The following is a 20809-nucleotide window of genomic DNA, read 5'->3' as shown; positions in this document are numbered from 1 at the left end:
GCCTGAATAATTTTATCAGGATGAGTATAAGAACTGGCAGTTTTAAGATTGAATGATTATTTTCAGTTTGCTTTATGACTGATATTTATAGTATTTTAAATCATATTGAAATTATTATATTCAGAAAAGAGAAATAAATGGCATTTACTGAAACTGAAAAAGCGGCTTTGCTTACTGTAAAAGGGGTAGGAGAAAAGGTAATTATGCGTCTGGAGCAGATGGGTATTGACTCATTGGATAAGCTTGCTTTTGCAAACCCACAGAATATTACTGAGCAGGCAGCCAGTTTGGTTGGCAGTAGCTGCTGGAAAAATAGTCCGCAAGCCAAAACAGCTGTCACTATGGCAGTAGATTTTGCGCGTGGGAAAGTTCAGAAATGAGTAAATCTGTATTGTTTAGAGCAATTAACTACTGTATGTCTGATAAAAATATATTATTTATTAACAACAATTTATCAGGTTGGTTTTTACTATTATTTAATTTACAGCACTAAGATTGCACGAAAGTCATTGATATTGGTTAATGTCGGGGTTGTCACCAGTAGTTGTCCGGTTGTGCTGAAAAAATCATATGCATTATGATTATTCAGCATATCTTGTGCTGATATTCCGGCCTGTTCAGCACGGAGTAATGTATCAGGTGTTATCCATGCTCCGGCATTATCTTCGCTGCCATCAATACCATCTGTATCGGCCGCCAGTGCATAAATATTGTTTGCTCCATTCAGAGCAATAGCCAGTGCCAGTAAAAATTCAGTGTTACGACCTCCGCGTCCTTGTTGCCGGTTCAGGGTAACAGTGGTTTCTCCACCGCTGAGAATCAGCAAAGGTTTACTGCGCTGATGCCGGTTTTGCTGAAACAGAGCGATTCCGGCCATCACCTGAGCCACCTCCCGTGATTCGCCACCTATACGGTCTCCCAGATACAGTACTTCAATTTCCTGATTGATTGCCCAATTTTGCACGGCAGTAAATACCTGATCAGGGTTAATAATTATGTGAGCACTGCTGTTTGGAAGATTTTTAGGTGTTTCTGCATCAGCTTTATTTAAATAGGTGATAACACTTGCGGGGAGATCGATTTGGTATTGATTTACGATACGTTTAATATCAGCCAGTGTGGTAGGATCGGGCACACCTGCGCCGGAGCCTATGGTACTGATATCATCACCAACTACATCTGAAATAGCCAGAGTGGTGATATGTGCTGGTGCTGCTGCGGCAGCCAGTCGACCGCCTTTGATGCGAGAAAGATGTTTCCGCAGTGTATTCATAGCGTCTATGGGAACACCATTACTAAGTAACTGGCGGTTAATATATTGCTTATCAGCCAGTGTAATGCTGCTAACAGGCAGTGTGGTCAGAGCGGAAGCACCGCCGGAAACGAGATAATATACCTGATCGTGCGGATTTAGTCCGCTAACAGCATTAAGTAAGGCCTGAGCAGCAGCCTGTCCGGCAGTGTCCGGCAGGGGATGACTGGCTTCGAGTACTTTGATGTGCTTTGTAGGGGTGGTGTGTCCGTAGCGGGTAACAACGACACCGGATAATGGCGGATAGTCTTGTGGCCAGATTCTTTCCCATTCAGCCGCCATGGCAGCAGCAGCTTTGCCTGCACCGACAACTATCACTCGTCCGCATGGATTGGTCTGTGGTAACCAGTTACTCATTTTATTCACCGGACTGGCTTCTTCGATAGTATAGCGAAATAATTGCTGTAAAAAGCTGATGGCATTATCGTGGCTGAGCATACTGTTCTCCCCTTAGATTTTTTACTGGATTTTAGCGGTTTTTAGCAGTTTCAAATTTTTCTGCCAGAAAATCAATAAAACTACGCACTTTAGCGCTGAGAAATTCACGATTCATATAGGCTGCATACAGTGTATGGCTTTCCGGACAAGCGATGTGTTCGATGATTTCTAAACGTTTTTGTTGTATATCTTCTCTCACCATCCATTCAGGCAAGTATGCCAGTCCCATATGATTAAGCGCCATCTTGTGTATTAGCAGAGCACTGTTACTGGTACAGGCAGGAATAAGCGGTAAATCAAGATGAACGTATTGTGGTAACAGACCATAATGCTGTTTCAGGTCTGCTACAGTATGCGGCATGCCGTATTTTTCCAGATATTTCGGGCTGGCTACCCATAAAAAATCAATGCGGGTAATGGGTTTAACAATGAGATTGGGTTCAGGGTTATTGGTGACACGTAAAGCAAGATCGATACCCTCTGCAACCAGATCGGTACGCCGGCTGTCCAGGTTGATGGATAAACTTACTTCCGGAAATTGCTGCCGGTATTCTGATAGAATTTCACCAAACTGGCGTGAAGCACACCAGTTAGGAGCGGTAATTTTAAGTAAGCCCTGCGGTTTGACCGTACCAGCCTGTGCAACACGTTTGGCTTCGGTAAGTGTATCCAGTGCTTCTACACAGCGATGATAGTATTCCTGTCCGGCTTCGGTAAGGCTGATGCGACGGCTGGTACGGTTGAGTAGTTTAGCCTGAATGTTTTTTTCCAGATGATGCAGGTGTTTACTGGCCATCGCAGTAGAAATATCCATAAATTCAGCAGCTTTAGTGAAGCTGCCTAACTCTACTACGTAACGGAAAACCCACATGCTTTGTAATGTGTCCATTCTGTTTCTTTAAAGGAAATAATTATTTAATAAAAATGATATCGTTTCTTTTTAGTAAATTCAATACACTATTTTCATGTTTTTTATGAATGAATGGCAGAAATTACTATGTTTGAGATAGATAAGATTCATACTATGGGGGCTGAGTTTGCTTTGGGGTTACTACGTATAGTCGTAGCTTTTTTATACATACAGCATGCCACGGCAAAATTTTTATAGCGGCGATTTTCAATGACTGACGGGAATGGATCAATAGTGTTATTTTTGATAATAAGTGTTGCCGGTATGCAGGAATGATTGGGAAGTATTCTGTTGCCGGCGGTGGTCATTTTTAAGACGGAAAATCGGTTTCAATAATTGCAGATTGTTACTTAAATGGCATTTTAAGCAGATGCCGGTGCTAGCGATAATTTTATGTATCTGCTGAAATAATTATTATAAACCTGGATTTATGTCTGATAAGAGTTATAAAGGTTTAATTGGAATGGATTGGATTTTTTAGGAATATATGCCAATTTCATTAGAAAAAAGATTATTTATTTTGTACTAAATTTTTTTATTTAAAACTAATGCTAATATCTTTTTTTAGATTTCCAATAATCCGGAGTTGATTTAGATTTTCGATAATAATAAATTGCAGTAATAATAATCATAAAAGATAAAAATAAATAACAATAAAACTCAAATTTACGGCTATGATTGCCTTTGATATCTGCTACTTTAGGAAAAAATTTACTATAGATAATTTTAATTGTATTACCAGGAGATAAGTGATAATCGCTACGAATATTTGTAATATAAGTTTTATTGTGTTTGTCGGTATATATAACTGTCAGTATATAGACTTCCCCAGTTTTTCTTGAGGAAAAGATAGATTCTTTGGAATCTATTACCGTAGCGAATGTTTCTTCACTGTATCTGGAAAGTATGAAAAGTAATTTTGCATCATATAAAGTTGTACCTATAATCTTAAAGCTAAAAAATATGGCAACCACTAATAAGAGGATTTTTTCTATTTTACTCATAATATAAAGAATAATAATAAATATTTACATATTAAATTAATTAAATAATATAATTTATTTATTTTTACAATTCAAGCAATATATAAAATGTTCAGAGTATTTCAAACCATGTGTCGGTTGTGTGCTCTGAACATCTTTATCAGTGATGACTTAATCAAAACGGCGGATATAACGAATTTCATTCCGGCTGATTCGGTACCTATGCGCACAATATTCTGATAATGGCGATTTTTATAACTGACGAGACTGGATCAATAGCATTTCGATAATTGGTGTTGCTGATATGCTGGAATGATTAGGAAGTTTTCTGTTGCTGACGGGTCTGTTTGTGCGGGCTGAGTGGTTTACTGTTGTTGGTCGTTTTAAGACAGAAAATAGGTTTAAATAATTGCAGATTGTTACTTAATTGGCATTTTCAGTAGACACAGGTGTCAGTAATAAGTTTATGTATCTGCTGAAATAATTATTATAAACCTGGAATTATGTCTGATAAAAGTTAAATTGGAATAGATTGGATTTTTTTCAAGAATATAAGCTAATATCTTTAGAAAAAAGATTATTTATTTTGTATTAAATTTTTACTTAAAGCTTATGCTTATATTTTCTTTTGGATCTCCAAAAATTTGGACTGGATTTGAATTCCTGATACCCTTGAATTGTAAGAATAATAAAAATAAAGCAAATATATAAATTTATATTAAATTTCTTTTTGCGCAAACTGTTGTCTTTGCGATCGGCAACTTGAGGAGAAAATTTATTATAAATAATTGTAATTTTATCGCCAGGCTTCAAGCTATTTTCGGTTTTGATAGTATTTGTAATATAAGTTTTATTATATTTATCAGTAAATTCGGCTGTTACTAAATAATATTCACGATTTCTATAGACATAGGATTCGCTAGTTACTATCGTAGCTAATGTTTCTTCCCCATGTCTGGCAAGTCCGAAAATAATTTTCGCATCGGAGAAAGTTACAGCCATATATAGTGCGGTAAGGACTATAAAGCTGATATAGCAGGATATTATTATTATTTTGTTTATTTTTTTCATAATAAGGAGCTAATAACAGATATTTATATATAAAATTCATTGTACTAATATAAATTATTTATTTTTACAATTCAAGTAGTATATAAAATGTTCAGAGTATTTTAAACCATGTACCGGTTGTGAACTCTGAACATTTTTATCAGTGATGACTTAATCGAAACGGCGGGTATAGCGGATTTCACCTCCGGCCGATCCGGTACCTATGCATACAATGCTTTGCAGTGCACGGCTAATCTGATAGGTGATGCTGATGATCTGGGTCGCACTTTCAATTCCATACAGATAACAGATATAAAGATTATCAGACAGATGTTTGTCGATTGTGATGACCTGTTCTGCAGGATTCATTAGTAAAGCTGCTCTGTCTCTACTAGGTAACCAAAAACCTACACATTTTGTAATGTGTTCATTCTGTTTCTTTAAAGGAAATAATTATTCAGTAAAAAAGATATTGTTTCTCGTTAGTAAATTCAATACACTATTTTTTTATCTAAAACTGATACTAATATCTTTTTTTAAATTTCCAATAATTTGGATTGAATTTAAATTCCTGATAATAATAAATTGCAGCAATGATAATCATAAAGGAGGCGAATAGTTCTGCAGAAAAATTATTTTTACGGTTATGGTTGCCTTTGATATCGGCTACCTGAGGAGAAAATTTATTATAAATAATTGTAATTTTATCGCCAGGATTTAAGTTTTTATAGGTTTTAATATCATTTTTGATATAGGTTTTATTATAGTTGTCGGTGTATTCTACTGTCAGTATATGGAGGACTATCCCACGTCCTTCGTCTTGGGATTTGGTATCTATTACCGTAGCTAATGTTTCTTTTCCGTGTCTGGTAAGCCCGAAAATAAATTTCGCATCGGATAGAGTTAAACCTATAATCGAAACGCTAAAAACTATGGCAGCCACTGACAAGAGTATTTTTTCTATTTTTTCCATAATAAAATTATTATAACAAATATTTACATATAAAATTAATTAAATAATATAATTTATTTATTTTTATAATTAAAGCAATATATAAAATGTTCAGAGTATTTTAAACCATGTGCAGGTTGTGTACTCTGAACATTTTTATCAGTGATGATTTAATCAAAACGGTGGGTATAGCGGATTTCACCTCCGGCCGATCCGGTACCTATGCGCACAATGCTTTGCAGTGCACGGCTAATCTGATAGGTAATGCTGACGGTCTGGGTCGCACTTTCAATTCCATACAGATAGCTGATATAAAGATTGTTAGACAGATGTTTGCCGATTGTGATGGCCTGTTCTGCAGGATTCATTTCGCCAGTCTGACTATTTCGGGTTTGCTGGCTGGTAAGGCCGATTTCGTCAAGTAAACCAAGCTTGTCATTCAGGCCTCCGGCAAGCCAGGCACTGGCCGCAGCTGCAATGGCGGCTTCGTCACCGGCGCTGCCGCTACTGGGACGATTGAGTATCAGCCACGATAGTTTGTCTTTTTCACTCATGGCTTCATTGGCTATCAGATTAATACGCGGGCTATCCAGCCGTCCGAGTGCTTCAACACCCGCACCAACTTGTGAATAACGGCGTTTGGCACGTATTTTCAAATTGGGATTATCCATCGGACCTACGAAAGAAATGGTACTCCCATGCTGAATAACCAGATCCTGTCCGTAAGCTTTGTATTGTCCGCGAACAACGTTTACTGTACCAACAATTTGAACCGTGCTGCCCGGATTGGCAGTAGCAGTAAGCTGACCGCCAAGCAGAACGTCAATCCCTTCAGCACTGAAACGGAAAGCATCATTCATGTCTAAATCGAGATTGAGCCGGATAGGTGTAGGGCGTTGCTGTTCTGCTGTCTTTTCGCGACCCAGTACGACAACGTCGTCATCTAACTGTGGCATTCCTGATTTTTGCATACCAAAGAGACCTTTATCGACTTTTAGTTTGCCGTTCAGAACAATTCCGTGTGCAATAGTATACAGTAGCTGAGTATTTCCGCTTATGGTAAGGCGACGGTTTATCTGATCAAAAATATTGTAATGGTCAAAGTGGGCAGTAACGTTAATATCTGGAGTGAGTTTGGTCATATCTACTACGCCACTGAGTTTAATAGTTCCGTCACGGCGCGCAAAACTAAGATTGTCAATTAACCAGCGCCGCCCCTGAAAGTGGCTTTTAAGGTTGCCGTTTTCAAGAATAGTGCCGTTGGCCTGATCTCGGTAGTAAAGGTTATTACCGGTAAGCGTACCATTAAGCAGAGGTTCATTCAGATGTCCGCTGATGCCGGCTTCGGCATGCATATTGCCCTTAAGCTGCATACCAATGGGCAGAAGATTGCGAATAGTGCTCAGATCAGGGCTATCAAGTTTTATACGTCCGCTGATGGGGGCAGTACTGACTTTGCCGTTATTGTCAGGAGTAATAACCAGTGTGGCATCTGTAGTTCCATAACGGGTAATACCACTCAGATGATTATTGATATGACCGTTCTGGAATTGTGCATCCAGACGTACATTTTGTAAGCCAAGTTTCTGCTGATGCTGTGGCAGGGTAATGTCACCGCCCTGCTGGTATAGTTTCAGATAGCCCTGCATGTGGCGACTGTAACTGAAGTTCCAGTCACCACCAATGATCAGGTTTTGCTCAACGGGTAATTCTATGACGTTGTGTAATTCGTGCAAAGCCAGATTGCTGGCTGAACCACGGGTAATCAGACCTTTATTTTTATCCCAGTTCAGATTATTCAGAGTTAAGTTACCGTTCAATGCAGCCCAGCGTGCATTTTGCATGCTGACATGCTCGGTTCCGGCCTCAAGCTGAATAGGATTGAGCAGTTTCAAATTAAGTGCGCCACTTATATCCAGAGCATTAACTCGTCCGCGCCACTGATAATGCTGGTCCAGACCACCATGCGTACTGAGATTAAAATGGTAAGCTTTGCCATCCAGAGTCAGATTGCTGCTACCCTGAAGCTGATGCTGGCTGCCGCGGCCATTGATTTTAATGTCGGTACTGTTAATGACCGTGGGTTTTTCGCTGGTGCTGCCAGCGATGCTGATATGATCTGCATTCAGGTTAACCAGTAATGGCTGATTAATATCAGGTGAACCAACAAGTTTAAAATCCAGCTGATTAATGTTAAGTAGTTGAGTAATTTGCAGGTTGCGTGCCGCACCAGTAAGATTTGCTGTAATTTTTTTTGGTTCTCCGGCGATAAAGCCTTTGGTGCTGAGCAAACCTTTCATGCCTAATCCAAATAATCCCAGATTGGGTGCATTGATATCAAGATTGAGCTTGTCACCTTTTTTACCAAAACTGCCATTGGTAACTATCCGGTTCGGGCCGGCATTGAGGTTAATATTGGCCTGTTCCAGATGCTGATTGCGATAGCGGATGACAGCTTTGCCTGAAAGAGGTGCACCGGAAAGAATGCTGTTATGCCAGAGCATGTCTGCCTGAATGGCAGGTTGTTGTCCCAATTGTCCGTTAACGTTGATATGTCCGTTGATACTGCCTGCCGGAAAATCTGAATTAACTTTGGCGGGATTAAAATTGTTGCTGTTGATGGCCAGCTGGATTGCTTTATTCTGATACAGTGCCAGACTGCCTTTGGCATTAAAGCTGCCGCCGCCATTGGGGGTGATGTTCAGTTTATCGAGTATCAGGGTTTGCTGATGTTTCTGTTCATCAGTAATAATCTGAATCGAACCTTCGCTGTTGCCTTTTTCACTGGACAGAAGCCATTGGGTAATCAGGCCGTTGAAACTACCGGATACACGAATATGACCATTAAGTGAACCGGGTAGTGGTGTAGCCAGAGCATCGCTGGCGTAAATACGTAATAATTGGCTGTTGATATCGAGTTGTCTGGATGCACTATCGATATTTCCGCGGGTGATGATTTGTCCCTGCTGAAGCAGACGTGTGGTTAATGCCGGTAAGATAAGTTTGCCGTTATTATCGATGTTAATGTCACCTTCAATACTGCGTACAGGTAAACCGCCATGTTTGGCATCGTTGTAGGCCAGTGGCTGTTCATTCCCAAGCTTAATATGTCCGACAAGCTGACCTTTGCCGTTGTTTACGGGTGCCAGATCTAAATTGAGATTCAGATCGGCAAATGGTAAGTTTGCATTAAAAGCAGCCGGATTAATATGGCGGCTTTGAAGATTCAGGCTGATGATTTTATGATTGAGTTGCAGTGCATACGGTCTGATGATGGCATGGGTACGGAAATGAATATTTCCGCCGTCCAGGCGGGCAAATATATCTGGCTGTTGCAGACTGCCTTTGATGAGCGCAGCACTTTCAACCGCAGTTTTATCAATGGTGCCGCTTCCGTTCAGCTGTCCGCTCAGTATAAAGGGTGTCTGAGTGGTAATGGCTGCATTGCCGTGGATGCTCTGCCATGGTGTATTCAGCTCACTGAGAATAAGCTGATGTTTGTGATAGTCAAAAGTGTAACTGGCCTGGCTGGCAAGCAAAACTGGCGTTTCTTTTTTACCCAGTGTGAATCCACCAAGCTGAATGTTATCAATAATAACTTGTAATGGCAGACTGATGCTGTTGGGTAGGGTAGGAACGGGCTTGGGTTTGGGTACACTATGGTCTATATAATTAATTTTACCAACATCGAGCAGCCGTACGTGGAAGCGACGTCGCCATAATTCACGATTATTCCAGTCAAGACGTACTTTATCTATGGATAAATCAAAATCGCGATGGCTGACGTGAATATCTGTGCCGGAAAACCCGCGCCAGATAGTGCCGGTCAGATTTTTTGTCTGGATGTGCACCCCAAACCATTTCGGGACAGTATGTACACCAAAACGCAGACCGGATTCTGTACCAATCAGCCAGCATAATAGTGCCACAATAATAATAAACAAAGCCAGCAGAGAATACAGACTGGTTTTCAGCCATGATTTCCAGCGTGGTTTACGCGGGGGTACGGAAGGCGGCGTGGCGGGAACAGGTGTTTCGCCTGAGTTGATGGTAGTTTCAGCCATTAGAATTTAGTTCCCAAACTGATAGACCAGCGCCATTTTTCATCATGATGGCCATAGGCTATATCAAAGGCAAACGGGGCAACCGGATTAAACCAGCGTACTCCGAATCCACTGCCATGACGCCATTGCATGTCGCTGAAGTTTTTCGATACCGAACCGGCATCATGAAAAAGCGCCAGAGAAAAATCTTTATACACTGGAATCTGGTATTCAACACTGGCTACAGCCAGCGTACGGTTAGGTAACACTGAATTATGTGAGCTTTTAATACCGATACTGTCTATTTCATAACCACGTACGCTATTGGCGCCACCGGCACGGAACATCAGCACAGAAGGTACGTTTACAGCATCACCGGTATGTACATAGCCAATCTGGCTGCGTAAAAACCATGTTCCGTATTTTTTATTTTCAGGGGTGAAATAGTAGCCGCCACTAGCTGTAACTCTTTGCATGGATGCTGATGATATCAGTTTACCCAGAGTGGTACCTACCTTACCTTCCAGATAATAACCATTAGCCGGTCGCAGCTGGGTTTCTATGTTCTGCCGCTTCCATGAAGCTGTCACCATGGTGGCATAGCTGTGTCCGAGATCAGGTCCATTTTCAATTTTGCTGCTTTCAGTAACGTATTCAATCCCGATTCGCGAATCAATTCCGTCACGGTCTCGAACCTTCCACATCCCGCTGGATAAGGCGCGGCTTTCCAGATGCTGGACAGTAGAGTAGGTATAGTTAAGATTGCTGGTCCAGTAGTGACCGCGATTGTCACGAGGCTGGCTCAGACCTAAACCGAAAGTAGTCTCATAGCGGTCTGTATCCAGCAAGGTTGAGCCGACAAACCCTTTATGAAAAACATTATAGTGGTCATACCCACCACGAAAACCCGGACCGTTTTTGGTGTCATAACGTAAACCAAAGGTCAGCTTCTGGCGCCGCATTTCACTGACTTTCACCAGAACCGGCACCTGATTATTTTCCATATGGTCAAAATCTGCACTGACTACGGCATTACCATAATGGCTGTCCTGTTCCAGTGCCTGCTGATAGTCCAGAAGTTTGTCCAAATCATAGGGAGAGCCGGAAGCAAAACTGGCCATACCAGTGACGATTGAAACAGGATATCGTTCATTTCCGCTAACGTGAATATCACCAAAATATACAGGCTGCTTACTGTCAATTGTGAGAGACAGTTCAGCCTTATTTTTTTGCGGATCAATAGTTGCACGGCTGGCGCTAATGGTTGCCAGCGGGTATTTTTTGCGCACAATAGCGCTGAGAACAGAAGATTTACTTGCTGACCAGTTACTCTGAGTAAACGGGTCGCCTACAGGCAGCACCCAGTTATCAATAGCAGTTTTGTAATAGTTGGTCAGATTATCGTCACTGGTTACATCACCAATCAGAGAAACGTCGACATTTTCAATATGGGTCAGCGGACCGGGCTTTATATGGATAATGTAACTATTGCTTTGTTTCTCCAGATTAACTTCAGCATTGAAGTATCCCTGAGTTTCCAGCATGGTTTGCGTTTGCTGCGGTGCTTCTTCTGCCAGAAAACTGAGCTGCTCATCATCCAGATCTTCAATCAATTGCTGAGTAATCAGAGGCAGATGATCATAAATCAGTTTTTTTAAGGATGAATTGTTAATATCTATGGTTACAGGAACTCGCGGACTTTTTGGTGTCTGAGGCTGTTTTTTTTCCTCAGATTCCTGCCCGTGCAGTAATCTGTGCAGCAGGCCGGTTTTGGGTGGCGGAACATCATCATCAGTATCATCACTGTCTGCTGGCAGGCTCACAGCCCACACCATGGAGGTAATGGACGACAGTAACATACTTAAAAACAGCCATTGCAAGCGCTTCTGCGTGAAATATACCAAAATCAGTCCTGTTTCAGAAAGTTAAAACATATGTCAGTTTTTGCAGTCTGTTTATGTCTGCTATTGTAGCGTGAAACTGAAATTTCATCCTATGCCTTGAATGACACAGATATTCTATATTAATGTACAAACAAATTTAAAGTCATGATAACAGGTTTAGTGAAATGTTAAATCATCAAAGCTGTTTACTGACTTGGACGAATGTCGGACATTTTTGTAGAATAAATAATTTAGGTTAATATGGATTGTGTTATCCATTCACCCGAATTTACTGAGGATTAATTGTGGCCGGAATTATTCATGTAGGCAATATTGAAGTAGCCAACCATTTACCGTTTGTACTGTTTGGTGGTCTGAATGTACTGGAAAATCTGGATTTAACAATGCGCACATGTGCACATTATGCAGAGGTTACCCGTAAACTAGGCATTCCGCTGGTTTTTAAGGCCTCATTCGATAAAGCCAACCGCTCTTCTATTCATTCCTATCGCGGAGTAGGGCTGGAAGAAGGAATGAAAATTTTTGCTGCGGTTAAACAGGAATTCGGTGTGCCGGTAATTACTGATGTTCATGAACCCTATCAGGCTGCACCGGTAGCTGAGGTTGCCGATGTATTACAGTTGCCGGCGTTTTTAGCCCGTCAGACTGATTTAGTGGTGGCACTGGCACAAACCGGTAAAGTAATTAATATCAAAAAACCTCAGTTCCTAAGCCCGCACCAGATGAAGAATATTGTTGAAAAGTTTTATGAAGCCGGCAATCAGCAGCTTATTCTGTGTGAGCGTGGCAGCAGCTTTGGTTATGATAATCTGGTAGTTGATATGCTGGGTTTTGGTGTGATGAAAAAAGTTTGTGCTGATTTACCGGTTATTTTTGATGTAACCCATGCATTGCAGCAACGTCAGGCTGATGCTGCCGCTTCAGGCGGGCGTCGCAGTCAGGTACTGGATCTGGCATTAGCCGGTATGGCTACCCGGCTGGCCGGTTTATTCCTTGAATCACATCCTGATCCGGATAAGGCACGTTGCGATGGTCCCAGTGCTTTACCTTTGAATTTGCTCGAACCATTTCTTGCTCAGCTTAAAGCTGTGGATGAGCTGGTAAAAACCATGCCGGTACTGGATATTAACTAAATAAGTATATTTTTGCATAAAAAAGCAGAGCGTTTTGCTCTGCTTTTTTGTTGATCAGGTAAAAGTTCAACCAGAAGGATTTTATTGCTCAACAGAACCGGAATTCTGGTACAGCGTAAACAATGGTACTCCTTCATCTCGAATTTTTTTGCCGCCGGGCAGGTCTGTAAATTCGATAATTGCAGCTGCCTCTACTACTTCAGCACCCAGTTTACGAATCAGTTTTACACCGGCATTCATCGTACCTCCGGTGGCAACCAGATCATCTACCAGCAGCACACGAGTCCCCGGTTTTACCGCATCAGTGTGCATTTCGATGGTTGCATGTCCGTATTCCAGTTCGTAACTTTCCGCAATAGTAGTAAAAGGAAGCTTGCCTTTTTTACGGATGGGAACAAAACCGACATTCAGCTGATAGGCAAGAGCAGCACCGATAATAAAACCGCGTGCATCCAGACCGGCCACAACATCAATTTTCTGATCCATATACCGGTAAACCATTAAATCTACCAGCAGACGGAAGTACTGCGGGCTTTGTAATACCGGAGTAATGTCGTGAAATAAAATTCCTTCCTGCGGCCAGTTCGGAATTTTGCGAATTTTTTCGGCCAGCGCGTCAACACCTATGACTTCGGGATGAGTCTGCATTATAAATCCTTTAAAAATAAAGACTATATGCGAAAGTTATAAACGCGGGACGAGCGAAGTTATTTGCATATAGTGTATGCGAAAGTTGCGCATAATAGCACTATTCCTGTTTTTCTACAGCCTAATATGAAGCATAAAATGGTCTGTTTTGGTAAAATGGTCGCCATAATTTACACAAATCAACAGGTTGATAACATGGTTAGCACGCCTGATCAAGCTCTTGTCACCAATCCATGCTTACCGTGTGTCTGGTTAGATGATTATATTGCCACCTTACCAGCAGCGATGGGAGTAATGCTCCGGCATGCCCAGAGTTTGGTAAATAACAGCTATCCGAAAGACGCGGTAACCTTTGCCGGTGAAGATCTGTATATCAATTTAATGGCTGCTGCTAAATCGGTAGCAGATATGGATTTGATGGCCGATGCTGTTGCCGCCACAATGCTGAGCTGTCTGCCCAATTATGTCACTGACTGGAAAAATATTGTCAAAGAAGAATGTGGTGACAGTGTAATGCAGCTGGTTGCAGGTTTGTATCAGGTACAGAAGCTTACTTATTTTGTCAGCATCAGCCCTCTGGCTACACAGGAGGAACGGCAGCAGCAGGCTGAAGCAATGCGACAGATGTTACTGGCGATGGTATCGGATATCCGGGTCGTACTGATTAAACTTGCCATGCGCGCCCAGACCATGAGCTACCTGAGTAAAGTCACAGACGAAAAATTAAAAAAGGACGTAGCTAAAGAAACCATGACAGTTTTTGCCCCTCTGGCCAATCGCCTGGGAGTATGGCAGCTGAAATGGCAGCTTGAGGATTTAAGTTTTCGTTATCAGAATCCGGATGAATATAAGAAAATTGCCCGTCTGCTGGATGAAAAGCGTACTGAGCGTCTGGACTATATTGAACATTTTGTTGATACCCTTAGACAGCAACTGAGCCGCCTGAATATGCATTTTGAAGTGGCCGGACGGCCAAAGCATATCTATTCTATTTACCGTAAAATGGTAAAAAAGAAACTGAGCTTTGATGGTTTGTATGATATACGGGCAGTACGCATTCTGGTGGATACAGTAGCAGACTGTTATGCCACTCTAGGGATCGTGCACAGCTTATGGCAGCCTATACCGGGTGAATTTGATGATTATATTGCTCATCCTAAACCCAATGATTATCAAAGTTTGCATACTGTTGTCGTCGGACCTGAAGACAAAGGCGTGGAAATCCAGATTCGAACTTTTGATATGCATCGTTATGCAGAGTTTGGTGTAGCCGCTCACTGGCGCTATAAAGAGGGTGGCAAGGGTAATGAAGCCTATGAACATAAAATCGCATGGTTACGTCAGTTGCTCGACTGGCGCGAAAATATCGCCGAAAACGATAGTAGCCGTGAAGATCTGTCACGTGCTTTCCAGACAGAACTGTTTAACGACACTATTTATGTTCTGTCTCCGCATGGCAAGGTATTCTCTTTACCGGCTGGTGCCACTCCGATTGATTTTGCCTATGCATTACATACAGATATTGGTAACCGTTGTCGCGGTGCCAAAGTAGACGGGCAGATTGTCCCGTTATCCACACCATTGGAGAATGGTCAGCGGGTTGAAATTATTACTGCACGCGAAGGTAAACCATCGGTTAACTGGCTGCATGACGGTTGGGTGAAAAGTAATAAAGCCATTAGTAAGATTCGTGCGTTTATCCGGCAGCAGAACGGTGAATCCATACGGGAATCAGGACGTGCTGCGCTGGAAAAACAGTTAGTAAAAATGCAGGTGCAGCCAAATATTCATAAACTGGCTGAAGCTCTGGGATTTTCCAGTGCAGATGATTTTTATCTGTCTATGGGGCATGGTGAAGTTTCCGGCCGCATGATTCAGAAAGCAGTCGATACTTTACTGGAAAAACCGGAAGCACCGGTAACAGAAAACCATTTAGTCAAACGCAGTAAAATCAAGAAAAATTTTGGTGGTGTTCTCGTTGATGGTGAGGCTGGTTTATTTACGACACTGGCTAAATGCTGCAAACCGGCATTCGGAGACAAAATTATTGGTTTTGTAACACGGGAACGTGGTATCTCAATCCATCGCAGCAATTGTTCTTCGTTTCAATATCTGGCTCAGATTTCTCCGGATAAGGTATTACCTGCATCCTGGGCAAGTGATTCAGCCGGGCAGGTTTTTGCTATTGATATCGAAATTCGTGCCAGAGACCGCAGTGGATTATTACGCGATATTTCTGAAACACTGGCACGCAACCGGCTTAATGTTACTGCGGTACAGACGTTATCACGTGATATGGAAGCTCAGTTGCGATTTACTGTTGAAGTACAACAGGTAAATGATTTACCCCGGGTACTTAGCCACCTGAGCGATGTTAAAGGTGTACTCTCAGTAACTCGGTTATAAGCAATTGCTATCCGCTGCGGATAAATTATCAGCTTATTTATCATTTATCTGAACAAGCCACGGACTTTGTACCTATGTTCGTGGCTTGTTCAAACTGCTTAATATCTATTTCTTTTAAGTAAGAGAGTTTTATGCCTCCGGAAAATATTTTTCAATTAAAGCGTATAAGATAGCAACCGTTTCGCAATCCACTCTTCCACTATAGTCAGTCGGACGGAAATGCAGTTGAAAAGCACGTATCAGTTTGTTGAATTGTTCAGCATCAGCGTCAGCACCGGTGATATCGTAACCATAACGATTTAATTGTTTTAAAATGGTTGCATTATCAGGTATCCCTTGCTTTGTGAATTGGATTAGATAATTTAATTTGGTTTTTGTATCAAACCAGGCGCCAATTCCAGCTTTGTACAGTTCTTTCCATGGAAAGGCCGCACCCGGATCACTTTTGCGTTGTGGTGCGATATCTGAATGACCGATAACATGAGTTGGCGTAATGTCCGGATAACGCTGGAGAATATTCAGAGCTAGTTGTTTGAGCGCTTTAATCTGATTTACTCCATAGGATGGAAAAGTAAATATACCGTTATTATCGGTAGCCAGATTAACAACTTCTATACCTATGGAAGTATCATTCAGATTACTACGACCTTGCCAGCTACTGACACCTGCATGCCAAGCCCGGTCTGTTTCTGCCACCAGATTAAAAATACGCAGTTCTTTAAAGCCGGCTGCCTGATAGCTTGCTTCTGCTTCATCCGGAATCAGATAATGAATACTCGTATTTGGACCGGTGAGTGATTTGATCGAATCAGCAAAATTTTCAGCAGTATAATGCAATATTAAAAAACGTACACGCTGGTTAAAACTGTTTATAGAGCGATAGCTATTGTAGTCAATATTATACATATTATTTTCTCCTTTATATTATATTGATAATTTGTTTAATTTTGTATGAATAAGATATTGGTAATTAAAGATTTGTTATTTACTAATCTAAATTTATAGATAATGCTAATAAAATTTATTTTTAAATTAAATATTTATTTAAGCTTTTATGTATGGATAATTATAACATTATTAATATAAAAAGTAAATGTTAATTTATTAGTATGTTAATTATATTGTTTTTATATGTAAAGGATATTGAATGATATGCTATCTTTACCATATATATTCAGGTATAATTAACCCAGTCAAATTTTATTTAAGAAAAGATTTATTTGATTGATTATTTTGAAAATTTTTATTGATTGTTATTTTTATTACAAAATAAAATAATTTAAAGTTTATATGAAAGTAAAGATTAATCTTTCTTTGTTCAAAGAGTAAAATTTTTATTATGTTACGAAAGAATATATTATTATATTTTCTATATATTGTATCATCTATCATTTTATTATTCGGACTTGGTTATACAAAAAATTGGGAAAATAAAGATATAATTGTTGGTTTTATATTTTTGGGTTGTTATATCTTTGGTACTAAATACAGATTTACATCAATAATTTTATTGGTTACTTTTTCTGTTTTATCTTTTTATTTTCCAACTGGAATTATTTATGGCAAGCCGACAGAAGCAATATTAATACCCTTAATACAAACCAATAAATTAGAAATTATTGGTTATTTAATGGTTATAAAATATAAAATATTTTTATCTGTTTTATTTATAATTATCCAATTTTTTATATATCAAATATCAAAAAAAGAAAAACATAAATTTAAATACTTTATTATATTCGCATTTATATTTTTATATATAGTTAGTTTATTCGGAATCTCAGTTAATCATCATGGTATAAATAGAAATGCCTTTTTAAAAAATTCAATAGATTCATGGAAAGCTATCCGTAAACAAAAAGAAGAACAACAAGTAAGTTTAGGTGATAGTAGTGCAATTAAAATAGAAGGTAAAATAGACGACAATGATGATACAGAAATAAGGGTAGTTATTATTGGAGAGTCGGTACGTAGAGATTATATGTCGGTATATGGTTACCCTCATAATACAACGCCTTTTCTCAACACTTCAAATGGTATATTTATTAATGGATTTGTATCAGCCGGGCCAAGCACAGTTTTATCATTATCACGAATGTTATTTAAAGCTGATCCAAAAGAAAATCAAATTTTATGGGGTATTAATGTCATTTCTCTTGCAAATAAATCTGGATATGAAACATACTGGATTAGTAATCAAGGAATAAATGGATGGGGTGATGATTTACTTTTTAACTTATCCAAATTAGCAAGTGAGGCACATTTTTTAAAAAAAGGCGATTTTGATTCTGGTGCAAATGATGATATTGAAATGTTACCCGTGTTTTCACAAATAATAAATAAAAATCAGAATTCGAAAGTTATATTTATTCATATGATGGGTTCTCATGAACCAGTATGTAAAAGATTAGGAGAATTTAAACCTAGTTTTAATATAAATAGTGAAGCTGGTTGTTATGCAGCTACAATAGAAAAGCTTGATTCATTTATTAAACTCATAACTGAAAATTTAAAAGGGAAAAAATATAAATTGATGTATTTTTCTGATCATGGATTGTCTGTTGAAAAAAAACATTCTTTTCATGACGTAGATTTATATGAAGAGTATCAGGTTCCTTTATTTTATTTAGATTCAAAAGAAGAAAAACATATTAATTTTAATAAAACGATAAGTGGTATAAATTTACTAGATATATATTCATCATTTATCAATGTAAAAACAAATGTTACCAATAGTGATTATAGTTTTAAATTATTAGATCAGATACAAAATGATCCAGACCCAATCATATTCTGGGAAAAATACAAACCTATTTCAAGTATACAAAAGAAACAAGCGGCTATAACTGATATTAACGCGGGCATTATATTGAAAAATGTTAAAAAATTGAATAAAAATCTTCAACTTTCAGATAACTGTTCTGGTTATATTGAGGATGTGGAGATTGCATTTCCATCAAATTCGCGAATTTATAAAATATTTGGATGGGCTGCTTCTAATAAAGTAAAAGAACCCTTATCTGGAACAGTAGGTAGTTTTATCATAAGTAATAATAAAATAATTTTTGTAGAGGGCGAACCTGGATTTAGACCTGATGTACAGCAACATTTTGGAACCCCGAAAGAAAAAGGTAGCTATTATGGAATAGTAAGTTATTTAGATAAGAAATATATTGATCCACAAAATAAAATCTATTTTGGTTACAAAAATGAGAATGATAATTATACTATTTGTAAACCATATAGATAAATATAAATTTAAACAAAATAACCTACTTTTGTAGGTTATTTTGTTTTTAAAAAGCTAGAGTTTTTCCATTAAACTTCTTTTAAAACAGTAGAATTGATAGATATTTTAAATTAATTTTGGCATTGAAGAAAATATGTTTGCTAGTAGAATAGAAAATTATTTTCTGATAATTCGATTATTCTTATACTTAATATTTAGATTATTGACTTTAAAAAATTATTTACTAATTAATTTTATTATATTTGCGGAATAAAACAAAAGTAATTTGAATATTTTGGCAAAAAGTAAAATAAAAAAACGAATAAAGATACACAAGCAGAAAATTTCACCTGAAATGAAAACAAGTTGTATAAGTTGTGAAGATTCTATAAAAAATAATATACCGTTAATAAAAAACAAAAAGAGGCAGTTTATCAGAGATAATCCGGAGCTGCTAAGTAAAGAATTAAATGAAAAGGATTCACTATTTTCAATATTAAAAAAAATATATTTTACAGGTTTAATAGTAGAAACAGATATAATCAATATAAAAGTTAAAAAATTAATTCCGAGCAGAATTAAGTTTAATTTTCCGATTCCAAACAAAAGCTTGAATTGGTAAGTATAATCACCAATAGAATAGTAAAATCCAATCATGCAGATTATAACTAATGAGTAACTAGTTAAAAACATAAATAAATCTTCGGATACAAGTCTATAAGAAGAAATCTGAACATTTTTTTCTGCCCGTAAAAAATATTTTATGATTTTTATATTTATTAGTATAAAAAAACTGACTGCCCAGCAATATAAAATGAAATATATCATTAAACCATAAATAGTGTACGCTAAATCTCTGTCGATACCTAATAAATAAACAACAAAGTGAAATAGCAAAATCAAACCAATGTTAAGTGCTAATTTAAAAAATAAAGATTTAAAAGAAGATGATTGATTTTTGCTGTTGCGAATGAAAATAGTTTTAGTCGTTTTGAACAAAAAAAAGAAGTATAAAAAGAGAATGAAAGTTATTTCCATCAGACCCAAAACTGACTCTCGTGTAAAAAATTCATTAATATCTCTAAAACCGCTAGGGAGTTCGAGTATAATGAAAAAAACTATTGTAAATATTAAATAGTTAATTAAAAATCTGATCAATTTTCTGAGATTTAAGTAATGCTGAATCATATTTAAATTTTATTGTCAATAAAAATTATTTTATTATATATAAATTTTTCAAATTAAATATATTTAAATGTTGTGGTTTGATTTAAATCATATATACAATTGATCATTATATTGATGAGTCAGTTATCATAATTGCCTTAAATTACAGCGACTGGAAAATAATATTATCTGCTGCTGAACTCATTAAAATATTCAGATTTATCACTAGCTGTTTGTATATTATGAATGACTGTTTAAAAATTAATTCTGGCTCGGGCTATTACATTTCTGATTAAAATGCTGCATTTGGTACTGATGTTATAAATAATGGAACACGGAATAAGTATATTGGTTCATAATTAAATATATAGCGATACAAGTCATCATATTTATTTTGCAGTAAGTATTGAGTGAAGTTCATCTACTTTTTTCCGGAATTAATTAGTTAATATTTTTATCATTAAGCTGAACGTAAGAAAAGCCATTTGATTATTTTGGCGAAAAATAAAATTAAAAAACAGATAAAGATACAAAAAGAACAGTAGAGAATATTAAGTAAAACAATATCTGTTTGATTATAATAGGTACTTAATAATCTATAACCAGAAATACTGATAAAAAAGGTAATAAGAAA

The 20809-nt window shown here is 38.0% G+C and carries 14 protein-coding genes; 4 read left to right on the top strand and 10 right to left on the bottom strand.

Annotation, left to right across the window (positions count from 1 at the left end; translation table 11 throughout):
• Nucleotides 1-137 precede the first annotated feature (137 nt).
• Nucleotides 138-380 (top strand): helix-hairpin-helix domain-containing protein, encoded by a 243-nt coding sequence (locus H3V01_RS05965; protein WP_198186245.1) that lies wholly within the window; start codon nucleotides 138-140, stop codon nucleotides 378-380.
• A 101-nt stretch (nucleotides 381-481) separates the two neighbouring features.
• On the opposite strand, the gene H3V01_RS05960 is transcribed toward H3V01_RS05965, so the two are convergent.
• From H3V01_RS05960 to H3V01_RS05925, 8 genes are all read right to left on the bottom strand, one after another.
• Complete coding sequence (locus H3V01_RS05960) at nucleotides 482-1750, bottom strand: glycerate kinase type-2 family protein (RefSeq protein WP_198186244.1); 1269 nt, start codon at nucleotides 1748-1750, stop codon at nucleotides 482-484.
• Between the two features lie 31 nt (nucleotides 1751-1781).
• A complete protein-coding gene (locus H3V01_RS05955) occupies nucleotides 1782-2639 on the bottom strand; it encodes a LysR family transcriptional regulator (protein ID WP_198186243.1) in 858 nt (285 codons plus the stop codon).
• Nucleotides 2640-3211: 572 nt separating this feature from the next.
• A complete protein-coding gene (locus tag H3V01_RS05950) occupies nucleotides 3212-3664 on the bottom strand; it encodes a hypothetical protein (RefSeq protein WP_198186242.1) in 453 nt (150 codons plus the stop codon).
• Nucleotides 3665-4246: 582 nt separating this feature from the next.
• Nucleotides 4247-4645 carry a DUF3592 domain-containing protein gene (locus H3V01_RS05945; protein WP_025331083.1) on the bottom strand — a complete coding sequence of 133 codons (399 nt, stop codon included), beginning with the start codon at nucleotides 4643-4645 and terminating at the stop codon, nucleotides 4247-4249.
• Between the two features lie 219 nt (nucleotides 4646-4864).
• Nucleotides 4865-5062: a hypothetical protein gene (locus H3V01_RS05940; protein ID WP_198186241.1), complete on the bottom strand. Its 198-nt coding sequence runs from the start codon at nucleotides 5060-5062 to the stop codon at nucleotides 4865-4867.
• 154 nt (nucleotides 5063-5216) lie between these two features.
• On the bottom strand, nucleotides 5217-5666 hold the full coding sequence (locus H3V01_RS05935; protein WP_198186240.1) for a DUF3592 domain-containing protein: 450 nt from the start codon (nucleotides 5664-5666) through the stop codon (nucleotides 5217-5219).
• A 149-nt stretch (nucleotides 5667-5815) separates the two neighbouring features.
• The gene (locus H3V01_RS05930) at nucleotides 5816-9709 is read right to left on the bottom strand and encodes a translocation/assembly module TamB domain-containing protein (RefSeq protein WP_198186239.1); all 3894 of its coding nucleotides are present in this window, start codon (nucleotides 9707-9709) and stop codon (nucleotides 5816-5818) included.
• Complete coding sequence (locus tag H3V01_RS05925; protein WP_232332603.1) at nucleotides 9709-11592, bottom strand: autotransporter assembly complex protein TamA; 1884 nt, start codon at nucleotides 11590-11592, stop codon at nucleotides 9709-9711. Before H3V01_RS05925 ends, H3V01_RS05930 begins: the two co-directional genes overlap by 1 nt.
• Nucleotides 11593-11885: 293 nt before the next feature.
• On the opposite strand from H3V01_RS05925, the gene kdsA reads away from it, so the two are divergent.
• Nucleotides 11886-12725 (top strand): 3-deoxy-8-phosphooctulonate synthase, encoded by an 840-nt coding sequence (gene kdsA / locus H3V01_RS05920; RefSeq protein ID WP_198186447.1) that lies wholly within the window; start codon nucleotides 11886-11888, stop codon nucleotides 12723-12725.
• A gap of 81 nt (nucleotides 12726-12806) precedes the next feature.
• Here kdsA and H3V01_RS05915 read toward each other — a convergent pair whose 3' ends face one another.
• Complete coding sequence (locus H3V01_RS05915; protein WP_025331077.1) at nucleotides 12807-13373, bottom strand: adenine phosphoribosyltransferase; 567 nt, start codon at nucleotides 13371-13373, stop codon at nucleotides 12807-12809.
• 195 nt (nucleotides 13374-13568) lie between these two features.
• Between H3V01_RS05915 and H3V01_RS05910 the strand changes: the two genes are divergently transcribed.
• Nucleotides 13569-15779, top strand: coding sequence for a RelA/SpoT family protein (locus H3V01_RS05910; protein WP_084586664.1), 2211 nt, complete (start codon nucleotides 13569-13571; stop codon nucleotides 15777-15779).
• 129 nt (nucleotides 15780-15908) lie between these two features.
• Here the strand turns inward: H3V01_RS05910 and H3V01_RS05905 are convergent, their stop codons facing one another.
• Complete coding sequence (locus tag H3V01_RS05905) at nucleotides 15909-16685, bottom strand: N-acetylmuramoyl-L-alanine amidase (RefSeq protein ID WP_084553019.1); 777 nt, start codon at nucleotides 16683-16685, stop codon at nucleotides 15909-15911.
• 433 nt (nucleotides 16686-17118) lie between these two features.
• Here H3V01_RS05905 and H3V01_RS05900 point away from each other — a divergent pair, with 433 nt between their 5' ends.
• A complete protein-coding gene (locus H3V01_RS05900) occupies nucleotides 17119-19029 on the top strand; it encodes a phosphoethanolamine transferase (protein WP_096765879.1) in 1911 nt (636 codons plus the stop codon).
• Nucleotides 19030-20809: the final 1780 nt, after the last annotated feature.

The organism is Snodgrassella sp. M0351, assembly GCF_016100575.1.
Taxonomy (GTDB): Bacteria; Pseudomonadota; Gammaproteobacteria; order Burkholderiales; family Neisseriaceae; genus Snodgrassella; species Snodgrassella alvi.
This window is presented reverse-complemented; position numbering and strand designations above follow the sequence as displayed.

What these genes read in the sequence shown, in the direction of transcription:
- H3V01_RS05965 (WP_198186245.1), top strand. Translation starts at nt 138, where the DNA reads ATGGCATTTACTGAAACTGAAAAAGCGGCTTTGCTTACTGTAAAAGGG.
- H3V01_RS05960 (WP_198186244.1), bottom strand. Translation starts at nt 1,750, where the DNA reads ATGCTCAGCCACGATAATGCCATCAGCTTTTTACAGCAATTATTTCGC.
- H3V01_RS05955 (WP_198186243.1), bottom strand. Translation starts at nt 2,639, where the DNA reads ATGGACACATTACAAAGCATGTGGGTTTTCCGTTACGTAGTAGAGTTA.
- H3V01_RS05950 (WP_198186242.1), bottom strand. Translation starts at nt 3,664, where the DNA reads ATGAGTAAAATAGAAAAAATCCTCTTATTAGTGGTTGCCATATTTTTT.
- H3V01_RS05945 (WP_025331083.1), bottom strand. Translation starts at nt 4,645, where the DNA reads ATGGCTGTAACTTTCTCCGATGCGAAAATTATTTTCGGACTTGCCAGA.
- H3V01_RS05940 (WP_198186241.1), bottom strand. Translation starts at nt 5,062, where the DNA reads ATGAATCCTGCAGAACAGGTCATCACAATCGACAAACATCTGTCTGAT.
- H3V01_RS05935 (WP_198186240.1), bottom strand. Translation starts at nt 5,666, where the DNA reads ATGGAAAAAATAGAAAAAATACTCTTGTCAGTGGCTGCCATAGTTTTT.
- H3V01_RS05930 (WP_198186239.1), bottom strand. Translation starts at nt 9,709, where the DNA reads ATGGCTGAAACTACCATCAACTCAGGCGAAACACCTGTTCCCGCCACG.
- H3V01_RS05915 (WP_025331077.1), bottom strand. Translation starts at nt 13,373, where the DNA reads ATGCAGACTCATCCCGAAGTCATAGGTGTTGACGCGCTGGCCGAAAAA.
- H3V01_RS05910 (WP_084586664.1), top strand. Translation starts at nt 13,569, where the DNA reads ATGGTTAGCACGCCTGATCAAGCTCTTGTCACCAATCCATGCTTACCG.
- H3V01_RS05905 (WP_084553019.1), bottom strand. Translation starts at nt 16,685, where the DNA reads ATGTATAATATTGACTACAATAGCTATCGCTCTATAAACAGTTTTAAC.
- H3V01_RS05900 (WP_096765879.1), top strand. Translation starts at nt 17,119, where the DNA reads ATGTTACGAAAGAATATATTATTATATTTTCTATATATTGTATCATCT.